At 71.9% G+C, this 21000-nt stretch carries 18 protein-coding genes and 1 tRNA gene; 10 read left to right on the forward strand and 9 right to left on the reverse strand.

Annotation, left to right across the window (positions count from 1 at the left end; translation table 11 throughout):
* Positions 1 to 162 precede the first annotated feature (162 nt).
* Together dnaG and rpoD are read left to right on the forward strand one after the other, a co-directional pair.
* Positions 163 to 2004, forward strand: a complete 1842-nt coding sequence (gene dnaG, locus ACIBST_RS27345; protein ID WP_397175674.1) for a DNA primase — start codon at positions 163 to 165, stop codon at positions 2002 to 2004.
* 354 nt (positions 2005 to 2358) lie between these two features.
* Positions 2359 to 3462 carry an RNA polymerase sigma factor RpoD gene (rpoD, locus tag ACIBST_RS27350; protein WP_241563834.1) on the forward strand — a complete coding sequence of 368 codons (1104 nt, stop codon included), beginning with the start codon at positions 2359 to 2361 and terminating at the stop codon, positions 3460 to 3462.
* A 64-nt stretch (positions 3463 to 3526) separates the two neighbouring features.
* Here rpoD and ACIBST_RS27355 read toward each other — a convergent pair whose 3' ends face one another.
* The 7 genes from ACIBST_RS27355 to ACIBST_RS27385 are packed head-to-tail and all read right to left on the reverse strand — an operon-like array spanning position 3527 to position 11826.
* Entirely contained in the window at positions 3527 to 4333 is an 807-nt protein-coding gene (locus tag ACIBST_RS27355; protein ID WP_397175676.1) for a transporter substrate-binding domain-containing protein, read from the reverse strand.
* Complete coding sequence (locus tag ACIBST_RS27360; RefSeq protein ID WP_397175677.1) at positions 4330 to 5709, reverse strand: hypothetical protein; 1380 nt, start codon at positions 5707 to 5709, stop codon at positions 4330 to 4332. The genes ACIBST_RS27355 and ACIBST_RS27360 overlap by 4 nt, the downstream gene beginning before the upstream one ends.
* Positions 5706 to 6344 (reverse strand): FHA domain-containing protein, encoded by a 639-nt coding sequence (locus tag ACIBST_RS27365; protein WP_397175679.1) that lies wholly within the window; start codon positions 6342 to 6344, stop codon positions 5706 to 5708. The genes ACIBST_RS27360 and ACIBST_RS27365 overlap by 4 nt, the downstream gene beginning before the upstream one ends.
* Complete coding sequence (locus ACIBST_RS27370) at positions 6344 to 7630, reverse strand: VWA domain-containing protein (protein WP_397175681.1); 1287 nt, start codon at positions 7628 to 7630, stop codon at positions 6344 to 6346. The genes ACIBST_RS27365 and ACIBST_RS27370 overlap by 1 nt, the downstream gene beginning before the upstream one ends.
* Positions 7623 to 8474 (reverse strand): PP2C family serine/threonine-protein phosphatase, encoded by an 852-nt coding sequence (locus ACIBST_RS27375; RefSeq protein ID WP_397175682.1) that lies wholly within the window; start codon positions 8472 to 8474, stop codon positions 7623 to 7625. Before ACIBST_RS27375 ends, ACIBST_RS27370 begins: the two co-directional genes overlap by 8 nt.
* Positions 8471 to 10663, reverse strand: a complete 2193-nt coding sequence (locus ACIBST_RS27380) for a tetratricopeptide repeat protein (protein ID WP_397175684.1) — start codon at positions 10661 to 10663, stop codon at positions 8471 to 8473. The genes ACIBST_RS27375 and ACIBST_RS27380 overlap by 4 nt, the downstream gene beginning before the upstream one ends.
* A complete protein-coding gene (locus ACIBST_RS27385; RefSeq protein WP_397175686.1) occupies positions 10660 to 11826 on the reverse strand; it encodes a hypothetical protein in 1167 nt (388 codons plus the stop codon). The genes ACIBST_RS27380 and ACIBST_RS27385 overlap by 4 nt, the downstream gene beginning before the upstream one ends.
* 175 nt (positions 11827 to 12001) lie before the next feature.
* On the opposite strand from ACIBST_RS27385, the gene ACIBST_RS27390 reads away from it, so the two are divergent.
* The 3 genes from ACIBST_RS27390 to ACIBST_RS27400 are packed head-to-tail and all read left to right on the forward strand — an operon-like array spanning position 12002 to position 13937.
* A complete protein-coding gene (locus ACIBST_RS27390) occupies positions 12002 to 12160 on the forward strand; it encodes a hypothetical protein (protein WP_352318900.1) in 159 nt (52 codons plus the stop codon).
* A gap of 32 nt (positions 12161 to 12192) precedes the next feature.
* Complete coding sequence (locus ACIBST_RS27395; protein ID WP_397175688.1) at positions 12193 to 13467, forward strand: amylo-alpha-1,6-glucosidase; 1275 nt, start codon at positions 12193 to 12195, stop codon at positions 13465 to 13467.
* On the forward strand, positions 13464 to 13937 hold the full coding sequence (locus ACIBST_RS27400; RefSeq protein WP_397175690.1) for a hypothetical protein: 474 nt from the start codon (positions 13464 to 13466) through the stop codon (positions 13935 to 13937). The genes ACIBST_RS27395 and ACIBST_RS27400 overlap by 4 nt, the downstream gene beginning before the upstream one ends.
* Before the next feature lie 67 nt (positions 13938 to 14004).
* On the opposite strand, the gene ACIBST_RS27405 is transcribed toward ACIBST_RS27400, so the two are convergent.
* Positions 14005 to 14322 carry a YtxH domain-containing protein gene (locus ACIBST_RS27405; RefSeq protein ID WP_352318894.1) on the reverse strand — a complete coding sequence of 106 codons (318 nt, stop codon included), beginning with the start codon at positions 14320 to 14322 and terminating at the stop codon, positions 14005 to 14007.
* Between the two features lie 126 nt (positions 14323 to 14448).
* Here ACIBST_RS27405 and ACIBST_RS27410 point away from each other — a divergent pair.
* A tRNA-Asn gene (locus tag ACIBST_RS27410) sits at positions 14449 to 14520 on the forward strand.
* 305 nt (positions 14521 to 14825) lie between these two features.
* On the opposite strand, the gene ACIBST_RS27415 is transcribed toward ACIBST_RS27410, so the two are convergent.
* Complete coding sequence (locus ACIBST_RS27415) at positions 14826 to 15644, reverse strand: hypothetical protein (protein ID WP_397175691.1); 819 nt, start codon at positions 15642 to 15644, stop codon at positions 14826 to 14828.
* A 376-nt stretch (positions 15645 to 16020) separates the two neighbouring features.
* On the opposite strand from ACIBST_RS27415, the gene ACIBST_RS27420 reads away from it, so the two are divergent.
* The 4 genes from ACIBST_RS27420 (at position 16021) to ACIBST_RS27435 (ending at position 20995) form a co-directional block, all read left to right on the forward strand.
* Positions 16021 to 17118: a nitric oxide synthase oxygenase gene (locus tag ACIBST_RS27420; RefSeq protein WP_397175693.1), complete on the forward strand. Its 1098-nt coding sequence runs from the start codon at positions 16021 to 16023 to the stop codon at positions 17116 to 17118.
* A 41-nt stretch (positions 17119 to 17159) separates the two neighbouring features.
* Positions 17160 to 17933 carry an enoyl-CoA hydratase-related protein gene (locus ACIBST_RS27425; protein ID WP_397175695.1) on the forward strand — a complete coding sequence of 258 codons (774 nt, stop codon included), beginning with the start codon at positions 17160 to 17162 and terminating at the stop codon, positions 17931 to 17933.
* Positions 17934 to 18093: 160 nt separating this feature from the next.
* On the forward strand, positions 18094 to 19131 hold the full coding sequence (locus ACIBST_RS27430) for an NAD(P)-dependent alcohol dehydrogenase (RefSeq protein WP_397175697.1): 1038 nt from the start codon (positions 18094 to 18096) through the stop codon (positions 19129 to 19131).
* Positions 19132 to 19165: 34 nt separating this feature from the next.
* Positions 19166 to 20995, forward strand: a complete 1830-nt coding sequence (locus tag ACIBST_RS27435; RefSeq protein WP_397175698.1) for a glycoside hydrolase family 15 protein — start codon at positions 19166 to 19168, stop codon at positions 20993 to 20995.
* Positions 20996 to 21000: the final 5 nt, after the last annotated feature.

A 21000-nucleotide genomic window follows, 5' to 3' on the forward strand; every position in this document is an offset into this window, starting at 1 on the left:
GTAGCCGACCACGGGACTCCGCATCACCAGTTTCCCGCTTTAGCAACCCAGAGGTGACGCGCGTCTTCCCCGGCCGTCGACCGGCCGTGCCACGCCGTTCACCGGCCGCGGCACACCCCGCGAGGGGCGGAACCGTCGGTCGGGCGGAATAGACTCACCGGCGTGGCTGGCCGGATCCGTGATGTCGACATCGCGCTCGTACGCGAGCGCTCCCCCATCGCCGACGTGATCGGCGAGCACATCCAGTTGCGCAACGCCGGAGGGGGCAACCTCAAGGGCCTGTGCCCCTTCCACGACGAGAAGAGCCCGTCCTTCAACGTCACCCCCGAGCGCGGAATGTACTTCTGCTTCGGGTGCTCAGAAGGCGGCGACGTGATCACGTTCGTCGAGAAGATCGAGCATCTGCCGTTCGGTGAGGCGGTCGAGCGGCTGGCCCAGCGGGCCGGCATCCAGCTCCAGTACGAGCAGGGCGGCTACGTCCCCAAGCGCGACCACGGCGAGCGGGCCCGGCTGATCGAGGCCCACCGGGTGGCCGCCGAGTTCTACGCCGAGAAGCTGTTCGGGCCCGACGCGGCCCCGGGGCGGCGGTTCCTGTCCGAGCGCGGGTTCGAGCGCGCCGACGCCGAGACGTTCGGCGTCGGCTACGCGCCGAACGAGTGGGAGGCGCTGGCGCGCCACCTGATGGGGCGCGGGTTCACCGCCGACGAGCTGGTCAAGGGCGGCCTGGCCAAGGAGGGCAGGCGGGGGCCGATCGACCGGTTCAGGGGGCGGCTGATCTGGCCGATCAGGGACGCCACGGGCGACGTGATCGGATTCGGCGCGCGCAAGTTGCTCGATTCCGACGATGGTCCGAAATATCTGAATACGCCTGACTCGCCGCTTTACAAGAAGAGCCAGGTCCTTTATGGCATTGATCTCGCCAAACGAGAGATCAGCAAGCGCGCCCAGGCGGTGATCGTCGAGGGATACACCGACGTGATGGCCTGCCATCTGGCCGGAGTTCCGACCGCGGTGGCCACCTGCGGCACGTCGTTCGGCGAGGAGCACATCAAGATCCTGCGCCGGTTCCTGCTCGACCAGGCCGAGTTCCGCGGCGAGGTCATCTTCACCTTCGACGGCGACGCGGCCGGCCAGAAGGCGGCGCTGCGGGCCTTCGCCGACGAGCAGAAGTTCGTCACGCAGACCTACGTCGCGGTGCAGAGCGACGGCCTCGACCCGTGCGACCTGCGGATCAAGCAGGGCGACGCGGCGGTGCGCGACCTCATCGCGAGCCGCGAGCCGCTGTTCCAGTTCGCCATCAGGAGCACCATCTCCCGCTACGACCTGCGCAGCAACGAGGGCAAGATCGCCGCCCTCGACGCGGCGGCGCCCATCGTGGCCGGGATCAAGGACGTCGGCCTGCGCAAGCGCTACGCCATCGACCTCGACCGCTGGCTCGGGTTCATGGACGAGCGCTTCGTCATGCAGCGCATCGGCGAGGTGGCCAACACCCAGCAGGGCCGCCCCCAGCGCGCCCCCAAGGCGGCTCCCGTCGATCCGAGCGTGCGGGTGGAGGGCGAGCTGCTCAAGCTGGCCGTCCAGCGGCCGGCGCTGCTCGGTCCGCGCTTCGACGCCCTCGACCCGCAGGCGTTCACCGCGCCCGACCACGTCGCGCTGCACAAGGTCATCCAGGCCGCCGGAGGCGCCGGCTCGGCCGGTCACGGCGGCCGCGAGTGGGTCGACCGGCTGCTGGAGCACGCCCACGACGAGGCCACCAGGGCGCTGGTGACGCGGTTCGCGGTGGAGCCCGTCCAGGCCGACGCGCACGCCGAGGAGCGTTACGCGGGGGCCATGCTGGCGGCCATCGAGGCGATCGCGGTCGACCGGGCCATCGCCCAGGCCAAGTCCCGCATGCAGCGCCTCAACCCGGTGGAGGAGCAGCAGGAGTACAACAGGCTGTTCGGCGAGCTGGTGGCGCTGGAGCAGCAGCGCCGGGTGCTGCGCGACCGCGCCGCGGGAAGCTGACCGCCGGGGCATTTGATAACAGTTCGGCAGCGGGGACGGCCGGGGAACCGGGAGGTGTCCGGGGAATCCCGGCCGGTCCGCGCCGCCGTGAAGGGGCGTCTCCGGCGTCTTCCGGGCAGCGAAAGAGATACGTCCGGCCGGCGGACGTCGCCGGACGTGGGATTCCAGACCGCGTAATTGACTTTTCTTTCCTGATCAAACTCGGGCCAAACCTTTACTCGATCTCAATTCGGTAATGCTGATCGTCTTACCTTCCGCAACAAAAATGGGTCTGCCATTTGATGGAACCAATACTGCAGACTGTCTCCCGTGGGTGCATCGGTGCTGCCAAGCGGGCCGCCATCGGTAGATCAGGTGGCGGACCTCGTCGCGAAGGGAAGGGAGCGCGGAAGCGTAACCGTCGATGACGTCGCCGCCGCGCTTGACCGATCCGAGCTGCCGTCCGACGCGCTGGAACGCGTCGTGCGGATGCTCGCAGAGAACGGCGTGGAGGTCCTCGAGCCCCAGGGCGACGAGGAGTCCACCCGCGCCGATGAGGAGGACGTAGGCAAGCGGGCGCCGACCAGCGATCTCGTCCGTATCTATCTGCGGGAGATCGGCCGCGTCCCCCTGCTGACCGCCGAGGAGGAGGTGGAGCTCGCCAAGTCGATCGAAGCCGGCCTGTTCGCCGAGGACAAGCTGGCCAACGGGGTCTCGCGTCTGGCCTTCCCGGAGTTCAGGGAGCTCGTCTGGCAGGGCACCAGGGCCAAGCAGCGGCTGATCGAGGCCAACCTCAGGCTCGTGGTGTCGATCGCCAAGCGGTACGTGGGCCGCGGCATGCTGTTCCTCGACCTGATCCAGGAAGGCAACCTCGGGCTCATCCGGGCGGTCGAGAAGTTCGACTACACGAAGGGCTACAAGTTCTCCACCTACGCCACCTGGTGGATCAGGCAGGCGATCACCCGGGCGATCGCCGACCAGGCGCGCACCATCCGCATTCCGGTGCACATGGTGGAGACCATCAACAAGCTCGTCAGAGTGCAGCGTCAGCTCCACCAGGACCTCGGCCGCGAGCCCATCCCCGAGGAGATCGCCAAGGAGATGGACCTCCCGGTCGACCGCGTGGTGGAGATCCAGCGCATCGCCCAGGAGCCGGTGTCCCTGCAGTCGCCGATCGGCGAGGAGGACTCCGACCTCGGTGACTTCATCGAGGACGCCGACGCCGTCGTGCCCATGGAGGCCGCCGCCTTCATCATGCTGCAGGACCAGCTCGACGACATCCTGGCCACGCTGTCCGACCGCGAGCAGCGCATCATCCAGCTCCGCTTCGGCCTGGCCGACGGGCATCCGCGCACGCTGGAGGAGGTGGGCAGGGAGTTCGGCGTGACGCGCGAGCGCATCCGGCAGATCGAGTCGAAGACCCTGGCCAAGCTCCGCCACCCGACGCGCGCGCAGATGCTCAGGGACTACCTGGACTGACCCTTCGACCCCGAGGGCGGGCCCGGCGAGCGTGCCGGGCCCGTCCGCATGCCGGGCGGCGGGCTCAGGAGCAGCCCTCGAACTGCGGCACGGCGATGTTGGCCAGGTTCAGGCCCGCCTTGCTGAACCACTTGTGCAGCAGCCTGCTCGCGGTGCCGTCCTGGTACATGTCGGTGATCGCCCGGTTCACCGCCTCGCAGCCCGGCACGTCGTCCTTGTGCAGGCCCACCCCGCTGCGCTGCTCGTTGAACTGGGCGTTGGCCAGCCGCAGCCCCGAGCCGTCCTGGTTGGCCAGGCCGGCCAGGATGACGTCGTTGGTGGTGACCGCGTCCACCTGCCGGTTCTTCAGCGCGCTCAGGCACGTCGCGTAGTCCTTGAACGGCACCAGCTTGGCCGCCACGCTGCGTTCCTCCACGACCCGCTCGGCGGCGTTCGAGCCCTCCACCGCGCAGATCCGGCGGCCCTTCAGCTCCCGGACGTTGTTCACCTTGTCGTCCGGCCGCGTCAGGATGTCCTGGTAGGAGATGTGGTACGGCCCCGCGAACAGCACCTTCGCCTTGCGGTCCATGCTGATCGTGTACGTCGCCACCACCATGTCGGCCCGCCCCTGGACCAGCACCTTCTCCCGGTCGCCGGCCAGCACGGGGATCAGCTTGAAGTCCTTGCCCAGCCGCTTGGCCAGGTAACGCGCGACGTCGACGTCGAAGCCCTCGAAGGTGCCGTCCGGCTTGCGGAATCCCACCGACGGCAGGTCGGAACGGACGGCGATGACGAGGGAGTCCTTGTCGACGATCGACTCCCGGCCGCCGGTCCCGCAGGCCGCGGCGGCCACCGCGGTCAGGGCCAGGGCCGCTACCAGTGCCCGCTTCAACGGTACTCCTTGAGTCTCGGCCACACCCCGGCGATCATCAGCAGCCCGATCCCGGCGATCGCGAACGGCAGCAGCCGCCACAGGTTGTCCAGCGCGTTCTCGCCGGCGTCGATGGCCCGGTCGAAGGTGCGCTCGTGCCGTTCGGCCAGGGCCACCAGGGCCTGGTCGTAGGCGTCGAAGGCGGCGGTGACCGGCCCGAGCTTGGCGGTCACCGCCTCGGCGGTCCTGCCCTCCAGCGCCAGCGCGCGGAAGGAGGTGTCGGCCTGCTGGAAGGCCCGGTACGCGTCCAGCACGCGGGTGCCCTCGGGGCCGGTCAGCTCGGGTCCCAGCATGCCGCGGGCCGCCCCGGCGTCGGCGGCCACCTTCGCGTGGTACTGGGTGAGGTTGCCCGACTCGAAGTAGACGACCGACTGCGACTTGTCCAGGAACGTGTGCTCGTAGGTGTCGGCGCGGTCCTTGTCCAGCAGGTAGCGGCTCTGGTCGCCCTGCGCGCTGTTGCTGATCGCGCGGGCCTTGGCCAGCGTCAGGACCGAGTCGAAGCCCTGTGTCTTGGCCGTGCGCAGGTCCGTCTGGTCCTGGCCGAGCACGTTCACGCCGAGGATCAGCGAGACCACGGTGGCCAGCGTGGCGACCAGCAGCGCCGGGCCGAACATCCGGCGGAACCGCCGGGCCAGGAAGATCTGGAGCCAGATCAGGCAGCCCAGCGCGAGCAGCCCGGCCAGCAGCACCGCCGAGCGCAGCAGCGGGACCATGGCGTTGTTGTCGTCGTAGGTGCGGCGGACGATCGTGCCGCTCTCCAGGGTCAGGTTGTAGGCCTGCGGCAGCAGTACCAGCCGCATCAGGTCGGTGGCCTGCCGGTAGGTGCCCACGACGTCGTCCGGCGGCGCGCCGGGCGCGTGCCGGGCCTGCTCGTTCAGCAGCAGCGCCTGCCCGGCGAGCCGTTCGTAGCGGCCGAGGCCGTCGAGCACCGACTGCACGGTCCGCCGCTCGGCGGCGTTGTCGCCGGCCAGCTCGAACGCCTTCAGCAGCGCCTGGTTGGCCTCCGTGCGCCGCCGCTCGTACCGGTCGACGGCCTCGCGGCGCTGCTGGCCGTACTGGTCGCCCATGACCAGCGCGTTGGCGACCTGGGCGTCCATGTCGCTGAGCGCCAGGTAGAGCCCGGCGGTGGCGACGACCTGCGGCCCGGCGTCGCGGCCGATGACCTGCAGCCCGTCGCCGGCGGTCAGGCTGCCCACCCCGAGCGCCGCGAACAGCAGCGCGAGCGCCGCCACGGTGACGCCGGAGATGACGCGGATGCGGCCGGGCACGCTGCGGCGCGGCAGGGGGGCGGGGGCGCCCGCCGGGACGACGGCGCCCGGGTTCTGCACCAGGGTCACGGTGTGCCCTCCCTGATGGTGATGACGGTCCAGGCGCCCAGGTGGATCCGGTCGCCGGGACCGACCCGGACGGGCGTGTTGATCTCCAGGGTCCTGCCGTTGACCTGGGTGCCGTTGGCCGACCCCGGGTCCACCAGCGTCCAGGTGCCGTCGGGCTGGGCCAGCAGCACGGCGTGCAGGTGCGACACCCCCGGGTCCTCGGGCGGGCCGGTCAGGTCGATCTCCGGCGCCAGGTTCCTGGCCCGGCTGCGCCGTCCGATGCGCACCTGCTCGCCGACCAGCCCGAACGAGCGCTCGGGACAGTAGGGCGGGAAGGCCATGCGCGCCGCGTCGGGACCGCCCTCGGCGACCACCTTCTCGTAGTACGCGCGGTCGGCGGCGGCGACCGCCTCCCACCGCGCTCCCCGCACCGGGAGCGGGACGCCGCCCCCGCCGCCGGTGAAGTCGTGCCCGCACACCTCGCAGAACTGCCCGGCGCGCGGCGTCTGGCAGACCGGGCAGGCGTCGTCACCCCCGCCCGCGCCCGCCGCGGACGGCTGGGGCTGGGACGCGGCGGGCGCGCCGCCGATCTGCGCGCCGCAGACGTCGCAGTAGTCGTCGGAGCCGGAGGCGTGCCCCTGGGGACAGGTCGCCATCAGCCCTCGCCCTTACGCAGCCGGCTGGTGCGGACGGAGCCGGTGTCCAGCTCGATCTCGTCGGCCTTGTCCACGTTCCTGCGCAAGCGGGCCGTGCCGGTCGCGGGATCGACCTCCACGACCTTCTCCAGCAGCCGGGCGGTGTCCTCGCGGCCGGACTCCGCGGCCAGCTCCCTGGCCTTGGCCAGGCGCGCGGTCGCGGCCTCCACGTCCCCGGCGGCGCGGGCGCTGAGGCCGTCCTGGATGAGCTCGTGCAGCTCGGCCTGGCCGGTGTAGTGGGCGACCTTCCGGTTGATCTGCGTGGACTGCGCCAGGTCGTCGGTCCACTGGGCCAGCACGTTGCCGGTGGCCACGACGTCCTGGGTGTCGGGGCGCACCAGCTTCACCCAGCCGGCCCTGATCTCCTGGCCGATCTGGCCCGGCGGCACCTCGACGCACAGGTGGTACTCGCGTTCCTCCTGGCCCCACGAGCCGGTCGGGTAGTCGCCGGTCAGCGGGTTGACGTCGGTGCGCTTGCCGGTCAGGTCGAGCAGCGTGGGGGAGACCTGCTTGACGAACTTCAGCTTGGCGGTCTGCGGCACCCACACCCGCAGCGACAGGTCCGCCACGGTCTTGCTCATCGACGTCTGCGTCACCCGGCGGAAGAACTCGGCCAGATCGCTCTGGTTCCGTACGAACTCGAACGAGCCGAGCATCGCCTCGGCGACCTTCCGCAGCTCGGCGGGCACCCAGTCGTCGCCCACGCCCAGGCTGTCGCAGACGAACTTGCCGCTCCACCCCTGCAGCACGGCCCCGAACACCTCGGGGCGCTCGTTGTTCTGCCCGTCGGTCATCAGCAGCGCGTGCCTGATCGCGTTGGGGTACCCGCTCAGCAGGTGCCCGGCCAGCTTCAGCCACTCGCCGATGGCCGTGCCGCCGTGCGCGAGCAGCCTGCTGATCGCCCGCTCGGCCTCGGCGCGGGTGGCGGGCGTGGCCCTGACCAGGTTGGCGTTGCCGCCGGGGTAGACGACCTTGGCCTTCTCGGTCCCGGCGATCACCGCGAAGTGCACGCCGTCGCGCAGCGCGTGCACGGCCGCCGCCGCGGCCTGCCGGGCCTCGCGGATCTTGCCGCCGCTCATCGAGCCGGAGGTGTCGACGATGATGACCTCGGCCGCCTCGGTGGGCGCGGCCTGGGCGAAGCCGCCGCCGGAGGAGGCCACGGTGAGGATCGCGTGCACCTCCCGGGCGTCGGTGGACAGGTATTTGTTCTGGTCGATGTTCAGCGTGAACGTGGGCTGGTCACCCATGCGTTTCTCCTAGGGGGATGAGAACGATCGTCACGTTGTCCTGGCCGCCGGAGGCCAGTGCGTGGCGCAGCATCTCGCGGGCCATGTCGAGAGGGGTTCCCGTCTGCGGGAACCGGTAGCCGTCCAGGTAGCGCCACAGCCCGTCGCTGCACACCAGCAGCAGGCCGGGCGCCCCCGGGGCGAGCGTGCGCACATGCAGCGACACCTCGCCGGAATCCGCGCCGAGCCACGCGGTGATCTCGCCGGTCGGGACCACGTCGTCCTCGGTCAGCAGCACGCCCTGCCCGGGGGCCTCGCCGGGCAGCCAGTACGCCCGCGTGTCACCCGCCCAGCTCAGCGTGATCCCGCCGGGGGCGGCGACCGCGGCGACGTAGGTGCAGGCGGGGGCGTCGTCCACGGACGTCGCCAGCGCGGCCACGGCCTTCCCGGCCAGCTCGAACGCCTCCTGCGCGGAGGCGCCCCTGGCCAGGGCGGCGCCCGCGGTCTCCACCGCCGCGGCCGAGGCCTCGTCGGCGCGCGGCGAGCTGCCCACGCCGTCGCACACCACCGTGATCACGGCGTCGCCGGTGGTCAGCAGCGCCATGGCGTCCTCGTTGCGGGCGCGTCGCAGGCCCTTGTCGGTCACCGCGGCGGCGCCGCCGTCCAGGACGGTCTCAGCGTGGTCGCGGCCGGTGGGCTGGCGGGCGCCGCACCGCTCGCAGTAGCCCTCGGCGTCCACCGCGGCCGCGCCGCAGGAGGTGCAGACGGGCGCGCCGAGCGCGTGCCCGCAGCGCTCGCAGTAGACGTCCCCCTGGACGACGGGGGAGGCGCACATCGGGCAGCTCTGGGGGTTGGGTTCGGTCACAGCCACGTCCTCGGTCGTACGGCGTTCGCCTCGTCGATGAGCGCGTGGCGTTCATGGCGGGAGCCGGCCGCCACCGCGAGCTTCCGGTAGATCGACTCCAGGCGCCTGCGCAGCCCCGGTTCGGTGAAGTCGGCCCCGGCCAGCTTCGTCCCGGGCGGCGCGGGGTTGTTGTCCAGCCAGGCCAGCGCGCAGCGCAGCAGCTCGGCGGTGAGCAGGTCGCGGCGGCGCGGGTCGAGGTCGGCCAGGTTGGCCAGCCGTCCGGCCGCGCCCACCAGGTCGGCGGCGGACACCGTGCTCAGGTCGCTCCGGCGGAACACCGAGGCGGCCAGGGCCACCTGCGCCGCGACCCGGTAGCTGGAGGCGGGCGGCACCTCGTCCAGCACGTTGACGCGGCCCGTCCTGGCCAGCCCGAACGCGGCGCTGACGTAGGAGTGGTCGGTCCGCCAGACGGCGTTGTACCAGTGGGCCGACTGCCTGCCGGCGCACTCCAGCGCGAAGGCCAGCGCCAGCTTGGGCGCGAGCTCGCCGGGCAGCGCCGACACGCACGCGTCGAACATCGTCACCGCGGTGTCCGTCTGGCGCGTGGCCAGCGCGAGCACCCCGCGGTACCAGGTCGTCCGCCAGTCGCCGGGGAGCTGCTGGTCCAGCTCCGATAGCGCCACCGGGGTCTCGGCGGCGCCCGCCTCGGCCAGCAGCCTGGCGCGCATGAGCCGGGTCTCGGGCGTCGGCGGCATCGCCGAGAGCTGGTCGAACAGCTCCTTGCCGTCGAACCCGAGCAGGCCCGCCAGCGCGCCCGCCGCCGGGTCGAGCGGGTCGACGTGCGGCACCGGCAGCTCGACCGCGACCGCGGCCGGGTCGAGCGGCCCGAACACCTCCTGGCGGGAGTCCGACAGCGCCGTCCACACGGCCGAGCGCTCGGGCCCGAACAGGGTCGAGGGCGCCGGGAACGGCACGCCCTCCTCGGCCGCGCTGATCTCCCGCAGCACCCCGACGAGCTGCTCCTCCATCTCCCACGCGCTCTGGAACCGGTCGGCGGGGTCGGGCGCGGTGGCCTTGCGCAGCAGCCGGGCGAACGACTCGTGCCCGCAGTCCTGCGGCAGCGGACTGGCAGTGCCGCCCTTGGCCGGGCTCCAGGACGGGATCGTCAGCACCGCCAGGGTCCTGGCCACGGTGTAGAGGTCGGAGGCCACGGACGAGGGATGGGTGTCCAGCTCGGGTGCGTGGTAGCCGACCGTCGCCCAGGACGTGCCGGGCGGCGAGCCGACCGGCTGGACGGCGCCCAGGTCGATCAGCTTGAGCCGCCGGCCGACCCGGATCACGTTGGCCGGCTTGAGGTCGCAGTAGACCAGGCCGTTCTCGTGCAGGTAGCCGAACGCGTGCAGGATCTCCCGGCCGTAGATCAGCGCCTCGCGCAGCGGCAGCGGGCCCTGGCGGCGCAGCTCGTGCAGCGACTGGCCGCCGACGTACTCCATGACGATGTAGCCGAGGCCGCCGGAGAGCTGGAAGTTGAGGATCTTGACGATGTTGGGGTGGTCGACCGTGGTGAGGAACTTGCGCTCGGCCTCGGCCGCCGCCAGCGCCTCGGCGTCGTTGGTGTTGAGCAGGCCCTTGAGGACGACCCAGCGGCCGTCCAGGGCCTCGTCGGCGGCCAGGTAGATCCAGCCGAGGCCGCCGTGCGCCAGGCAGCCGAGCACCCGGTACTGCCCGGCCACCATGTCGTCCTTGGCCAGTTTCGGGGTGAAGGAGTACGGCGTGCGGCAGTGCGGGCAGAACCCCTCCGTCAGCCCGGGACGGCCCTGCCGGGACCGGCCCACCGGCTCGCCGCAGGCCGGGTTGGCGCAGAACCGCTTCTCCTCCGGCACCTGCGGATCGGCCATCACGGCCGTCGCCGGATCCCGGTACGGCACGGACGGCAGGTCGGCGATGCCGCCCAGCACCCCGGCCCGCGACCTGCCGCTGCTGCTCACCGGCGAGGTCAGCGACCGGCTCACCGGCTGGGTGTTCACCGGCCCCGAGAGCGGCCCCGAGAGCGGCCCCGAGAGCGGGCCCGAGGCCGAGGCCGACGCCGGGCCCGACGCCTGCTGGGGGACGGACGCCGCCGGGGGCGGCGCGGCCGCCGCGTTGCCGCACAGGTCGCAGTAGCCGTCCTCGATGGTGCCGGTGCAGCCCGGCTGCGCGCAGCGGGTCATGGCTTACCTCCGTGTATCGCGCGCTGGTAGGTGTCGACCGCGGCGGCCGCCTCGGTCAGGTCGCAGGGAGCGCTCCACAGCAGGGATCGTGCCCGCTCGAAGCACGCGGTGGCGCCGGGGTCCTCGGCCATGCCCTTGCGCACCGCCATGGCCTGGCAGGCGCCGAGCCGGCCGCGTAACTCGTCGCGCCTGCCGACCAGGCCGTACAGGGCCTTGGCGGTGGCCCGCGCGCGGTCGGCCGCCTTCTCCGCCTCGCTCTCCACGCTCGCCAGCCGCCTGGCCCGCACCACCCAGGTGTCGGCCGAGGCGTCGAGCGCGGCCAGCTCGCCGGTCAGCTCCTCGACCCGGCTGCGCGGGCGGGCCTGCGGCGGCAGGGCGATCTTGACCACGACCGCGCCGTGGGCCAGCCTGGCCTCGCTCTCGGCCGCGCGTACCCGGTCGAGGGCGGCCACCAGGTCCTCGCGGCGCCTGGCGTACTCGCGCTTGACCACGATCGCCTGGTCGATCTCCGCGCGGGCCTCGGCCAGCACGCGGGCGACCCCGCCGAGGTCGGGGCCGACGCCCGCGCCGAGCGGGTCGGCGAGCAGGGCCGCGCGCATCCGCCGCAGCTCCGACTCCTGCGCCTCCAGGCCGGCGCTCTCGCCCAGCTCCCGCTCCAGGTCGCGGATCTCGCGCAGGACGCGGTCGGCGTCGTCGAGCCGGGGCAGGACGGCGTTCCACACGGCGTCGATGTCGTTGAGCGCCGAGGTGACCTCGCGGAAGGCGCCGTCCATGCGGGCGACGGTCTCGTCGAGGGTCAGCCGCTCGTCGGCCTCGGGCAGCAGCGAGCGCTGCTCGACGGGCTTGGCCGCGGCCCGCAGCACGACGGACGTGCCCGACAGCAGCCGGGTCAGCTCGTCGAGCTGCTCGGCGCCCAGTTTCGCGCGCGCGGCCCTGACCTGCTCGGCGTCGCGCAGCACGGCCCGGTAGGCGTCGTTCAGCAGCCACAGCCGGGTCAGCGCGGCCTGGACGGCGGCCCAGCGCTGCGCCGTCACCCCGTCCAGCGTGGCGCCCTTGAGCAACTGGTACGTGGTGTGGGATTCGAGATCGAGCAGGTCGCCGGAGATCCGGTCGCGTTCGTCGGCCCGAGCGCGCAGCGCGTACTCGGCGCCTTCCCTGCTCATGGGTGGTCCCAGACTCATCACGCTCCCCGTGAAGAGGGCCCCCGATGCCCCGTGTCCTACCGGCTCAACGGGAGTCTTGACCGGTTGGTTCCATAGGGTAGGGGTGACCCTGACTTGTCCCTGATTCAACCCTCGGTCACCTGCAAACGGCTTAACGATCTCCTACGGTGGAGACATGGCACGCATCCTTCTGATCATCGCCGCGATCATCGTCGCACTGCTTCTCGTCGGCCCGCTCGTGGGTTTCGTCTTCACGCTTCTCAAGTGGGCTCTCATCATCGGCGCCGTCGTCCTCGGTGTCACGTTCGTCGCGAAGTGGGCCAAGAGGCCGTAGCTTCCGCCCGCTTCCCAAGGCATAGTGAGTGAATGGAGGCGCGGCCGGCGGTTGACGATGCCGCGCTCGGGCGCGAGGCGCTGGCCGTGCTCGAGGCGAACTGGACGGGCAGCGGCACCGTGCCCGCGCCGGGTCTCTACCCGCACCAGTGGAGCTGGGACTCCGCGTTCGTCGTCATCGGCCTGGCCAGGCATCGCCCGGAGCGCGCCCGGGAGGAGCTGCTCAGCCTGCTGAGCGGCCAGTGGGCGACCGGCATGGTGCCCCACATCGTCTTCCACACCCGCGAGGCGTACTTCCCCGGGCCGTCGGTCTGGCGCTCGCAGGAGCACGCGTCCGCGCCCAGGGTCTGCACCTCCGGGCTCACCTCCCCGCCGCTGCAGGCGCTGGCGCTGCGGTGGCTCTACCGGCACACCGGCGACGTGGCCTTCGTCCGGCGCACGTTCCCGCTGCTCGTCGCCCAGCACCACTACCTCGCCTCGGCACGCGACCTCGGCGGCGCCGGACTGGCGGCGATCGTCCACCCCTGGGAGTCGGGCATGGACGACAGCCCCGCCTGGGACCAGCCGCTGGCCGCGCTGCCCGCCATCGGCTACGGCTACCGCAACGTGCAGCTCGCCGAACGCCACCCCGACAGCGACCACGACCGCTACGTCTGGCTGGCCATGCGGTACCGCGACGCCGGCTACCGCGCCGAGTACCTGCGCGACGAGCACCCGTTCGCGGTCGAGGACCCGATGTTCAACGGGATCTGGCTCGCCTCCTGCCAGGCGCTGGCCGAGCTGGCGCCGGTGGCCGGGGCCGACCCCGCACCCCACGCCGAACAGGCCGAACGGCTCAGGCAGGCCATGCTCGACCGGCTCTGGGACGGCTGCTTCTACCCCCGCGACCTGCGCTCCGGCCGGCTGATCAAGGTCTGCACGGTGGGCGCGTTCGGCCCGCTGCTCGATCCCGGGCTGCCCAGCGACCACCTGCACGCCTGCGTCGAGGTGCTGGAGTCGGCCCGGTTCATGGGCGCGACCGGCTACCCGGTGCCGAGCTGCGAGATCCGCGCCGCCCAGTTCGACCGCACCCGCTACTGGCGCGGGCCGTCCTGGGTGAACACCAACTGGCTGTTACGCCGGGCCGCCGCCGTCCACTCGCTCGACCAGCTCGGCCGGCAGCTCGCCAACGGCACGCTGCGGCTCGTCCGGCAGGCCGGGTTCCGCGAGTGCTTCGACCCGTTCGACGGCAGCGGGCGCGGGTGCAGGGACTTCTCCTGGAGCGCGGCGCTCACCCTCGACCTGCTCGCCGATACCGTGGAGATATGAGCATTCTTCGCCGCCTGCCCGCCGACGTGCGCCGATCCCTGGACACCCGGCCGGGGGAGCGGGTGCTGACGTTCACCGAGACCGCCGACGGTCACCTGGTGGCCACCAACCTCGCCCTGTTCCTGTCGGACGGGACGCGGGTGCCGTACGAGGAGATCGACAAGGCGTCCTGGGACGACGAGGGGCTGCGCGTCGTCACCACCACCGGCGCCCGCCACTTCGAGCGCGTCGCCGAACCGCGGATGGTGCCCGAGACCGTGCGCGAGCGGGTGAACTCCACCATCGTGGTCAACAAGCGGGTCAGCCTGCCGGGGCGCGGCGGCGTCCGGCTGGTGGCCAGGCGCCCGCCGGGCGGCGAGGTGCTGGGCTGGACGCTCGTCTTCGACGAGGGGCTCGATCCGACGGACCCGGGCCTGCGCGCGCAGGCCGAACAGGCCCTGGAAGGCGTCCGGCGCAGCATGGGCGTGTGAGGGATCACACGTCCGTGCCGCGCCGGATCTCGGGGCCGATCTTGAGGCCGGATCTCAGGCCGGGCCCTCAGTAGGGAATGCCGGTCTCGCGGGACTTCCGTTCCGCGAGATCCTCCTCCTCGGGCCAGCCGCTGCCGGACCGGTGGTGGCCGTCGGAGCCGAGGAACGGGATCTTCTCCTGAAGCGTCCCGCCCACCTTCTCCCTGGCCGCCCCGGCCAGCCTCGACGCCTGCGCGCCGACCACCCCGGCGGCCTCCTGGACCCTCGGGCTGTCAGCCACACGCTGGGCAGCCCGCTTGATCTGTTCGTACCGCTCGCGTCCCGCCCGGCTGCCGAGCACGTAACCGACAGCCAGACCGACCGCAAATGTCATCCGATAACGCATCTTGCACCTCCGCTGTCTCCCGGCCTACCCCAGTTGCGATGCGACACGCACTCCAGGAGTGCGCTAATCTATTCCTGCGCACGACGGAAGGGCCCAACAAGCCCGACCAGCAGGGCGAACGTACGATCCCGCGTAGCTCAACGGCAGAGCAGCCGGCTGTTAACCGGCAGGTTATAGGTTCGAGTCCTATCGCGGGAGCTTGGCTCCGCCAAGGATCGCAAAGCTCAGGCCCTCTCTCTGGAGACAGACGAGAGGGCCTGAGTCGTTTCGGGACCCAGCAGGGAACCCACTGCCTGGATCCGGAAGCGGCCATGGTTTCCGCGCCCGTGGACGATGACGGGCCTGATCTGGCGCCGGTGGAGTGGTGGCCGACGAGATGGGCGATGCGTTCCACCGAGACGTCCCCATCGCTCCTCCCGCGACGCCTCGGCCAGGCGTTGCGCGCCCGGCCGTCCGGTGTCGCCTGGGTTCGTCGCCCCCAGAGCAGGCAGGGCAGGCGCCCGTCACGCGTCGGCCTGCTCATCGCCCGATCTTTCTCCACCCTTGGAGCAGGAATCTCGGTGCGCGGGTCCAAGTCGGCCAACCTGGTACGGCTCGAGATCGGTGAGTGGCTCGGCCGGCTGGAAACGTGTCCGCTCACTGACGGGAAACCGAACCTGGGCGGGATCGAGGAGATCAATCAGCTCGACCAATTGATGTTGGAGGCGCAGCAGCCGTTCGGTCGCCCCGTCCGGAGAGCGGGCCGCTTTCTCGATGTGCTGGAACAGCTCCTGAGTCCAGTGCCGAAACTCGTCGTCACCTCGGACCTTGCGCGTGAACTCGGCGTAACCGCGACACCAGCGATTTCCGGGACCGCTGTCCTCAGCGATCATGAGCTCGCCGATGGCCCGCTGGTCGGCTCGGAACAGCCGGTAGTCCGTTCCCAGGATGCGAGCGGTACTGAGTGTGCGGCTGATGTTCGCCAAGCAGAGCAGAACCCTACGATTACGCTGGTTCTTGCCGAGGTCCAGAAAACGAATGTCCCGCCGGAAGATCTCGGCCCACCCGAGGTATTCCGCGAAGACATAGGCGGTGCTGAACCGGGCGTACTCAGCTTCCCTTTCGCTTCCTTCGAGCAGGAGTGCCTGCATGAAGCCGGCGCCTGCGCGGTCGACCTGGTGACCGAAGAGGATGTTGTAGATCCTGCTCTGCAGGTCGAAGGCCACCCAGAGCAGGGAGTCCCGATAACGAGTCATGTAGTCCGAGCGCTCAGCGCTTCTCAGGCGAGACTGCCACCAGAAACCGATCACCGCGGTCGAGAGTGCGCCCAGCACCGCGATCACGGCCGATATCAGACTGACCATGCGGCCCCGTCCAAGTAGGAAGTCCTCGACTGTCCCGTGCGCTGTCAGGATCCCTTGCCGGCCGTACACCTTCAACGCCTTGCTTCGGAACCCGGATCGGCGATGAGGCCGACGTGGCCGGTGCCGAGGGAGGTGATTTTGGGATTGGGGGGACAAAGAGGGGTACGGGGCGGAAGATGGGGGAGCCGGTCGGGTGTGGCCGGCAGCCGCGGGAAGTCGTGACGGGGGCGTGGAGAGGGCGCCGCCGGCAGGACGTGCCGCCGACCCGGAATCGGCGGGGCGCTCCGCTGAGCGAAATGTTGGTTGCCGCGTGCGTACCTGGATCAGGTCACTGCGTCCCTTCGATGTGCATGCCGTGCACGCGCTGTTCGAGCGCACCACGGACCTCCGCGAGGCGGAGCGTTTCATCAGGCTCTTCCACGCCGAGAACCCCTCCGCCGGCGGCCTGGCCGCCCGGCTGCGCGACGTCGCCAGAGACGTCGCCCGCCACGGCACCTACGTCCACACCTTCGAGGAGCTGGAGTTCGGCGCCCGGGTCGCCTGGCGCAACAGCGGCCGGTGCATCGGACGCCTGTACTGGCGTTCGCTGAAGCTGCGCGACCGGCGGGAGGTGACGACGGCCGAGGGCGTGGCGGTGGAGTGCGTGGCGCACCTGCGCGAGGCGACGGGGCAGGGGCGCATCAGGCCCACCGTCACCGTCTTCGCCCCGGACACCCCGGCCATGCCGGGCCCGCGGGTGCTCAACGACCAGCTCGTCCGCTACGCCGGGCACCGGCTGGACGGCGGCGGCGTCCTCGGCGACCCGCGCAACGCCGGGCTCACCGACCTGGCCATGGAGCTGGGCTGGCGCGGCGGGCCGGGCCGGTTCGACGTGCTGCCGCTGGTCGTGCGGGCCGGGCTCGGCGACCCGCTGTTGTGCAACCTGCCGGGCGACGCCGTGCTGGAGGTGCCGCTGCTGCATCCCGAGTACGCGTGGTTCGCCGAGCTGGAGCTGCGCTGGCACGCCGTGCCGGTCATCTCGGACATGTGCCTGGAGATCGGCGGCGTCTGCTACCCGTGCGCGCCGTTCAACGGCTGGTACATGGGCACCGAGATCGGGGCGCGCAACCTGGCCGACTCCGACCGGTACGACCTGCTCCCCGAGGTGGCCAAGCACCTCGGCCTGGACACCTCCACCGAGCGCTCGCTCTGGCGCGACCACGCGCTGGTCGAGCTCAACGTGGCGGTGCTGCACTCGTTCGAACGGGCGGGCGTGACGATCACCGACCACCACACCGAGTCCCGGCGCTTCCTGACCCACCTGGAACGCGAGGAGCGCGCCGGACGGCGCTGCCCGGCCGACTGGTCGTGGATCGTGCCGCCGCTGTCGGGCGGCGCGACCCCGGTCTTCCACCGCTACTACGACACCTGCGAGCTGACCCCCGCGTACGTGCACCGCCACCCCACCCGCTGATGCGCTTGCCAGCCCCGCCCAGAACATGGTTCGGTTAGCGCATGGCGGAACTCGTGCTCTCATCGTCGGACCGGGGCGTGCTCACGCTGACCTTCAACCGTCCCGACACGCTCAACGCCTGGACGGACGCCATGGGCCGGCGCTACTTCGACCTGCTGGCCGAGGCCGAGAAGGACCCGGACGTCCGGGCGATCGTGGTGACCGGCGCGGGCAAGGGCTTCTGCGCCGGGGCCGACTTCAGGACGCTCGCCGCCATCCAGACCGGCTCCTACGACGAGACCCCCGACCCCCGCCCCAACACCTTCCCCACGACCGTCGGCAAGCCGATCATCGCCGCCGTCAACGGCGCCTGCGCCGGGCTCGGCATGGTGCACGCGCTCGTCTGCGACCTGGTCTTCACGGCCGAGGACGCCAAGTGGACGACCGCGTTCCCGCGCCGCGGCCTGGTCGCCGAGTACGGACTGTCCTGGGTGCTGCCGCGGGTCATGGGCCAGCAGCGGGCCATGGACGTCCTGCTGTCGGGCCGGGTGTTCAGCGGGCGGGAGGCGTACGAGCTGGGGCTGGCCAACCGGGCGGTGCCGGGGGAGTCGCTGCTGGAGCAGGCCCAGGAGTACGCCAGGGAGCTGGCCGTGCACAGCTCGCCGGCGTCCATGGCGGTGATCAAGCGGCAGGTGTGGCACGACTGGGACGTCACCCTGGAGGAGTCGGCCAGGAAGGCCGTCCACGAGATGCTGGCCTCCTTCGGCCGGCCCGACTTCGCCGAGGGCGTCGCCAGCTTCCTGGAGCGCCGCCCGCCGGACTTCCCGGCGCTGTGAAACCGCAGGCCGGAGGGGGTACGGGCGGAGCGCGCCGAGGTTAGACGGCGAACCCGGCAGGGTAGGGCTGGGCGTGTCCGGCAGGGTTCGCGGACAGGCCGGGGCGTGGGGGCACGTCCAGCGGGGGGCACGTTCGGGGGGCGCGGTGCAGGCTTTCGTCATGAAGGAGATCGGCCGGGTCGGCTTCATGGACAAACCGGTGCCGCGGCCGGGTCCGCGCGACGCCGTCGTCCGCACCACCACCGCGCTCATCTGCACCTCCGACTCCCACACCGTCCAGGGCGGCATCGGGCCGCGCACCGACCTCACGCTCGGGCACGAGGGCGTCGGCGTGGTGCACGAGGTGGGCGAGGAGGTGCGGGACTTCCGGCCGGGCGACCGCGTCCTGGTGGGGGCCATCACCCCCGACTGGGGCGACCTCGCCTGCCAGGACGGCCATCCCTCGCAATCGGGCGGCCCGCTCGGCGGGTTCAAGTTCGCCAACTCCAAGGACGGCGTCTTCGCCGAGTTCTTCCACGTCAACGAGGCCGACGCCAACATGGCGAAGATCCCTGCCGGGGTGCCGGACGAGACGGCCGTCTACTGCGCGGACATGCTCTCGACCGGGTTCATGGGCGCCGAGAACGGCGACATCCCCATCGGCGGGACGGTCGCGGTGCTGGCCCAGGGCCCGGTGGGCCTCATGGCCACCGCGGGCGCCCGGCTGCGCGGCGCCGGCCTGGTCATCGGGGTCGAGTCGGTGCCCCGCCGCAAGCGGCTGGCCCGCGACTTCGGCGCCGACGAGATCGTCGACTTCAGCGCCGAGGACGTCGTCGAGGGCGTGCTCCGCCTGACCGGGGGACACGGCGTGGACACCGCCATCGAGGCGCTCGGCGCGGACGCCACCTTCCAGACCGCGATCAAGATCGTCAAGCCGGGCGGGACGGTCTCCAACACCGGCTACTACGGCCAGGGCGAGTTCGTCCGCATCCCGCGCGTCGAGTGGGGCGTCGGCATGGCCGAGAAGAAGATCACGACCGGCCTGTGCCCGGGTGGGCGGCTGCGCATGGAACGCCTGCTGCGCATCCTCGCGGGCGGCCGGGTCGATCCCACGCCGCTGACCACCCACACGTTCCCCTTCGCGGAGATGGAACGCGCCTTCGAGGTCTCGGACAAGAAGCTCGACGACGTGGTCAAGGTCATGATCACCTTCCGGTGACGATCAGCAGCCACACAGGGGGAGAACGCCGGCCATGCTCGATCTCGATCCACCCTTCCGCCCGGTGCGCCACCGGGACGGCTACCCGGCGCTGGAGGACCTGGGGCTCATCGGCGACGGCACGACGGCGGCGCTGGTCGCCCTCGACGGCTCGATCCCGTGGTTGTGCCTGCCGCGCTTCGACAGCGACCCGCTGCTGTGCGGCCTGCTCGACCGCGAGCACGGCGGCTGCTTCACGCTGACCACCGACGACCTGCGCGAGGCCAGGCAGTACTACGAGCCGGACACCGCCGTCCTGGTCACCGAGCTGCGCGGCCCGTCCGGCGTCGTCCGCATCACCGACGCGCTGGTCCTGCGCGCCGGCGCCGACCTCAGCGACGACGCCGGCGGCGGGCGGGGCGAGCTGGTCAGGTCCGCGGTCGTCCTGGCGGGGGAGGTGCGCCTGCGGGCGGAGCTGGCGCCGCGCGGCGGCGGGCAGGCCCGGGTGCTCGGCAGCGGCCTGGAGGTGGGCGTGTCCCGCCGCCCCGACCTGCGGCTGCACCTGCGCTCCGACCGGCCGCTGACCGGGCTGCGCACCGTGCACGACCTCCGGGAGGGCGAGCGCCTGGACCTGGTGTTGTCGTGGGGGCGCATCCACCGTCACCACCGGTTCGACCCCGAGGCGATGCTGCGGCAGACCGCCGACGCCTGGCGGCGCTGGATGGGCGCGTGCACCTACCGGGGCCCGCAGGAGGCGCTGGTCCGGCGGTCGGTGATCACGCTGAAGCTGTGCGACGACTGGGTGAACGGGTCGCTGGTGGCGGCGCCGACGTCCTCGTTGCCCGCGCCCGTCGGCGGGGTGCGCAACTGGGACTACCGCTACACCTGGATCCGCGACGCCGCCTACGCCGTCTTCGCGCTGCGCCGCGTCGGCTTCGCGGAGGAGGCCGACGGCTTCCTCGGCTGGGTACTCGACGCCTTCGAGCAGAGCGGCCGGCCGCGGATCATGTACACGCTGCGCGGCGACCCCGTACCGGAGGAGGTCGTCGACGCCGACCTGGAGGGCTACCGGCGCTCGGCGCCGGTGCGGTGGGGCAACGGCGCGGCCGACCAGCGCCAGCACGACGTCTACGGCGAGGTGCTGGACTGCGCCGACCAGTGGCTGCTGCCCGGCCGCGACCTGCAGCCCGCGCTGTGGTCGGGGCTGTCGGCGCTGGCCGAGGCCGCCGCGCGCAGCTGGCGGCAGCCCGACCAGGGCATCTGGGAGGTACGCAGCCAGGGCCGGGTCTTCACCTACTCGGCGGGCATGTGCCAGGTGGCGCTCGACCGGGCCGCGGCCATCGGCGAACGGCTGGGCCTGGACGGTCCGATCGCCAGGTGGCGCGCCACCGCCGAGGAGCTGCGCCGGCTGATCCTGGAGCAGGCGTGGGACGAGGAGGAGCAGTGCCTGAGCGAGCACCTCGACGGCGGCGGCGGCCTGGACGCCAGCCTGCTCGCGCTGCCGCTGCGCAAGGTCGTGCCGGCCAACGACCCGCGGATGGCGGCGACCACCGCCGCCGTCGCCGAACGCCTGTCCGCCGGTGACGGCCTGCTCTACCGCTACCTGCACGACCAGTCGCCGGACGGCCTGCCCGGCGACGAGGGCGCCTTCCTGCTGTGCAGCTTCTGGCTGGTGGACAACCTCATCCTGCAAGGTCAGCGGGCCCGCGCCGAGGAGCTGTACGCCTCCCTGTGCGCCCGCGCCAGCCCGCTCGGCCTGCTGCCGGAGCAGATCGACCCGGCCACGGGCGCGTTCGCGGGCAACTACCCGCAGGCGTTCAGCCACATCGGGGTGATCGCCAGCGGGGTCAACCTGGCACGGGCGGGAGCGGCCCGCACGCCCTGACCGGC

It is taken from the genome of Nonomuraea sp. NPDC049684 (assembly GCF_044465345.1).
In the GTDB taxonomy this organism is placed as follows: domain Bacteria; phylum Actinomycetota; class Actinomycetes; order Streptosporangiales; family Streptosporangiaceae; genus Nonomuraea.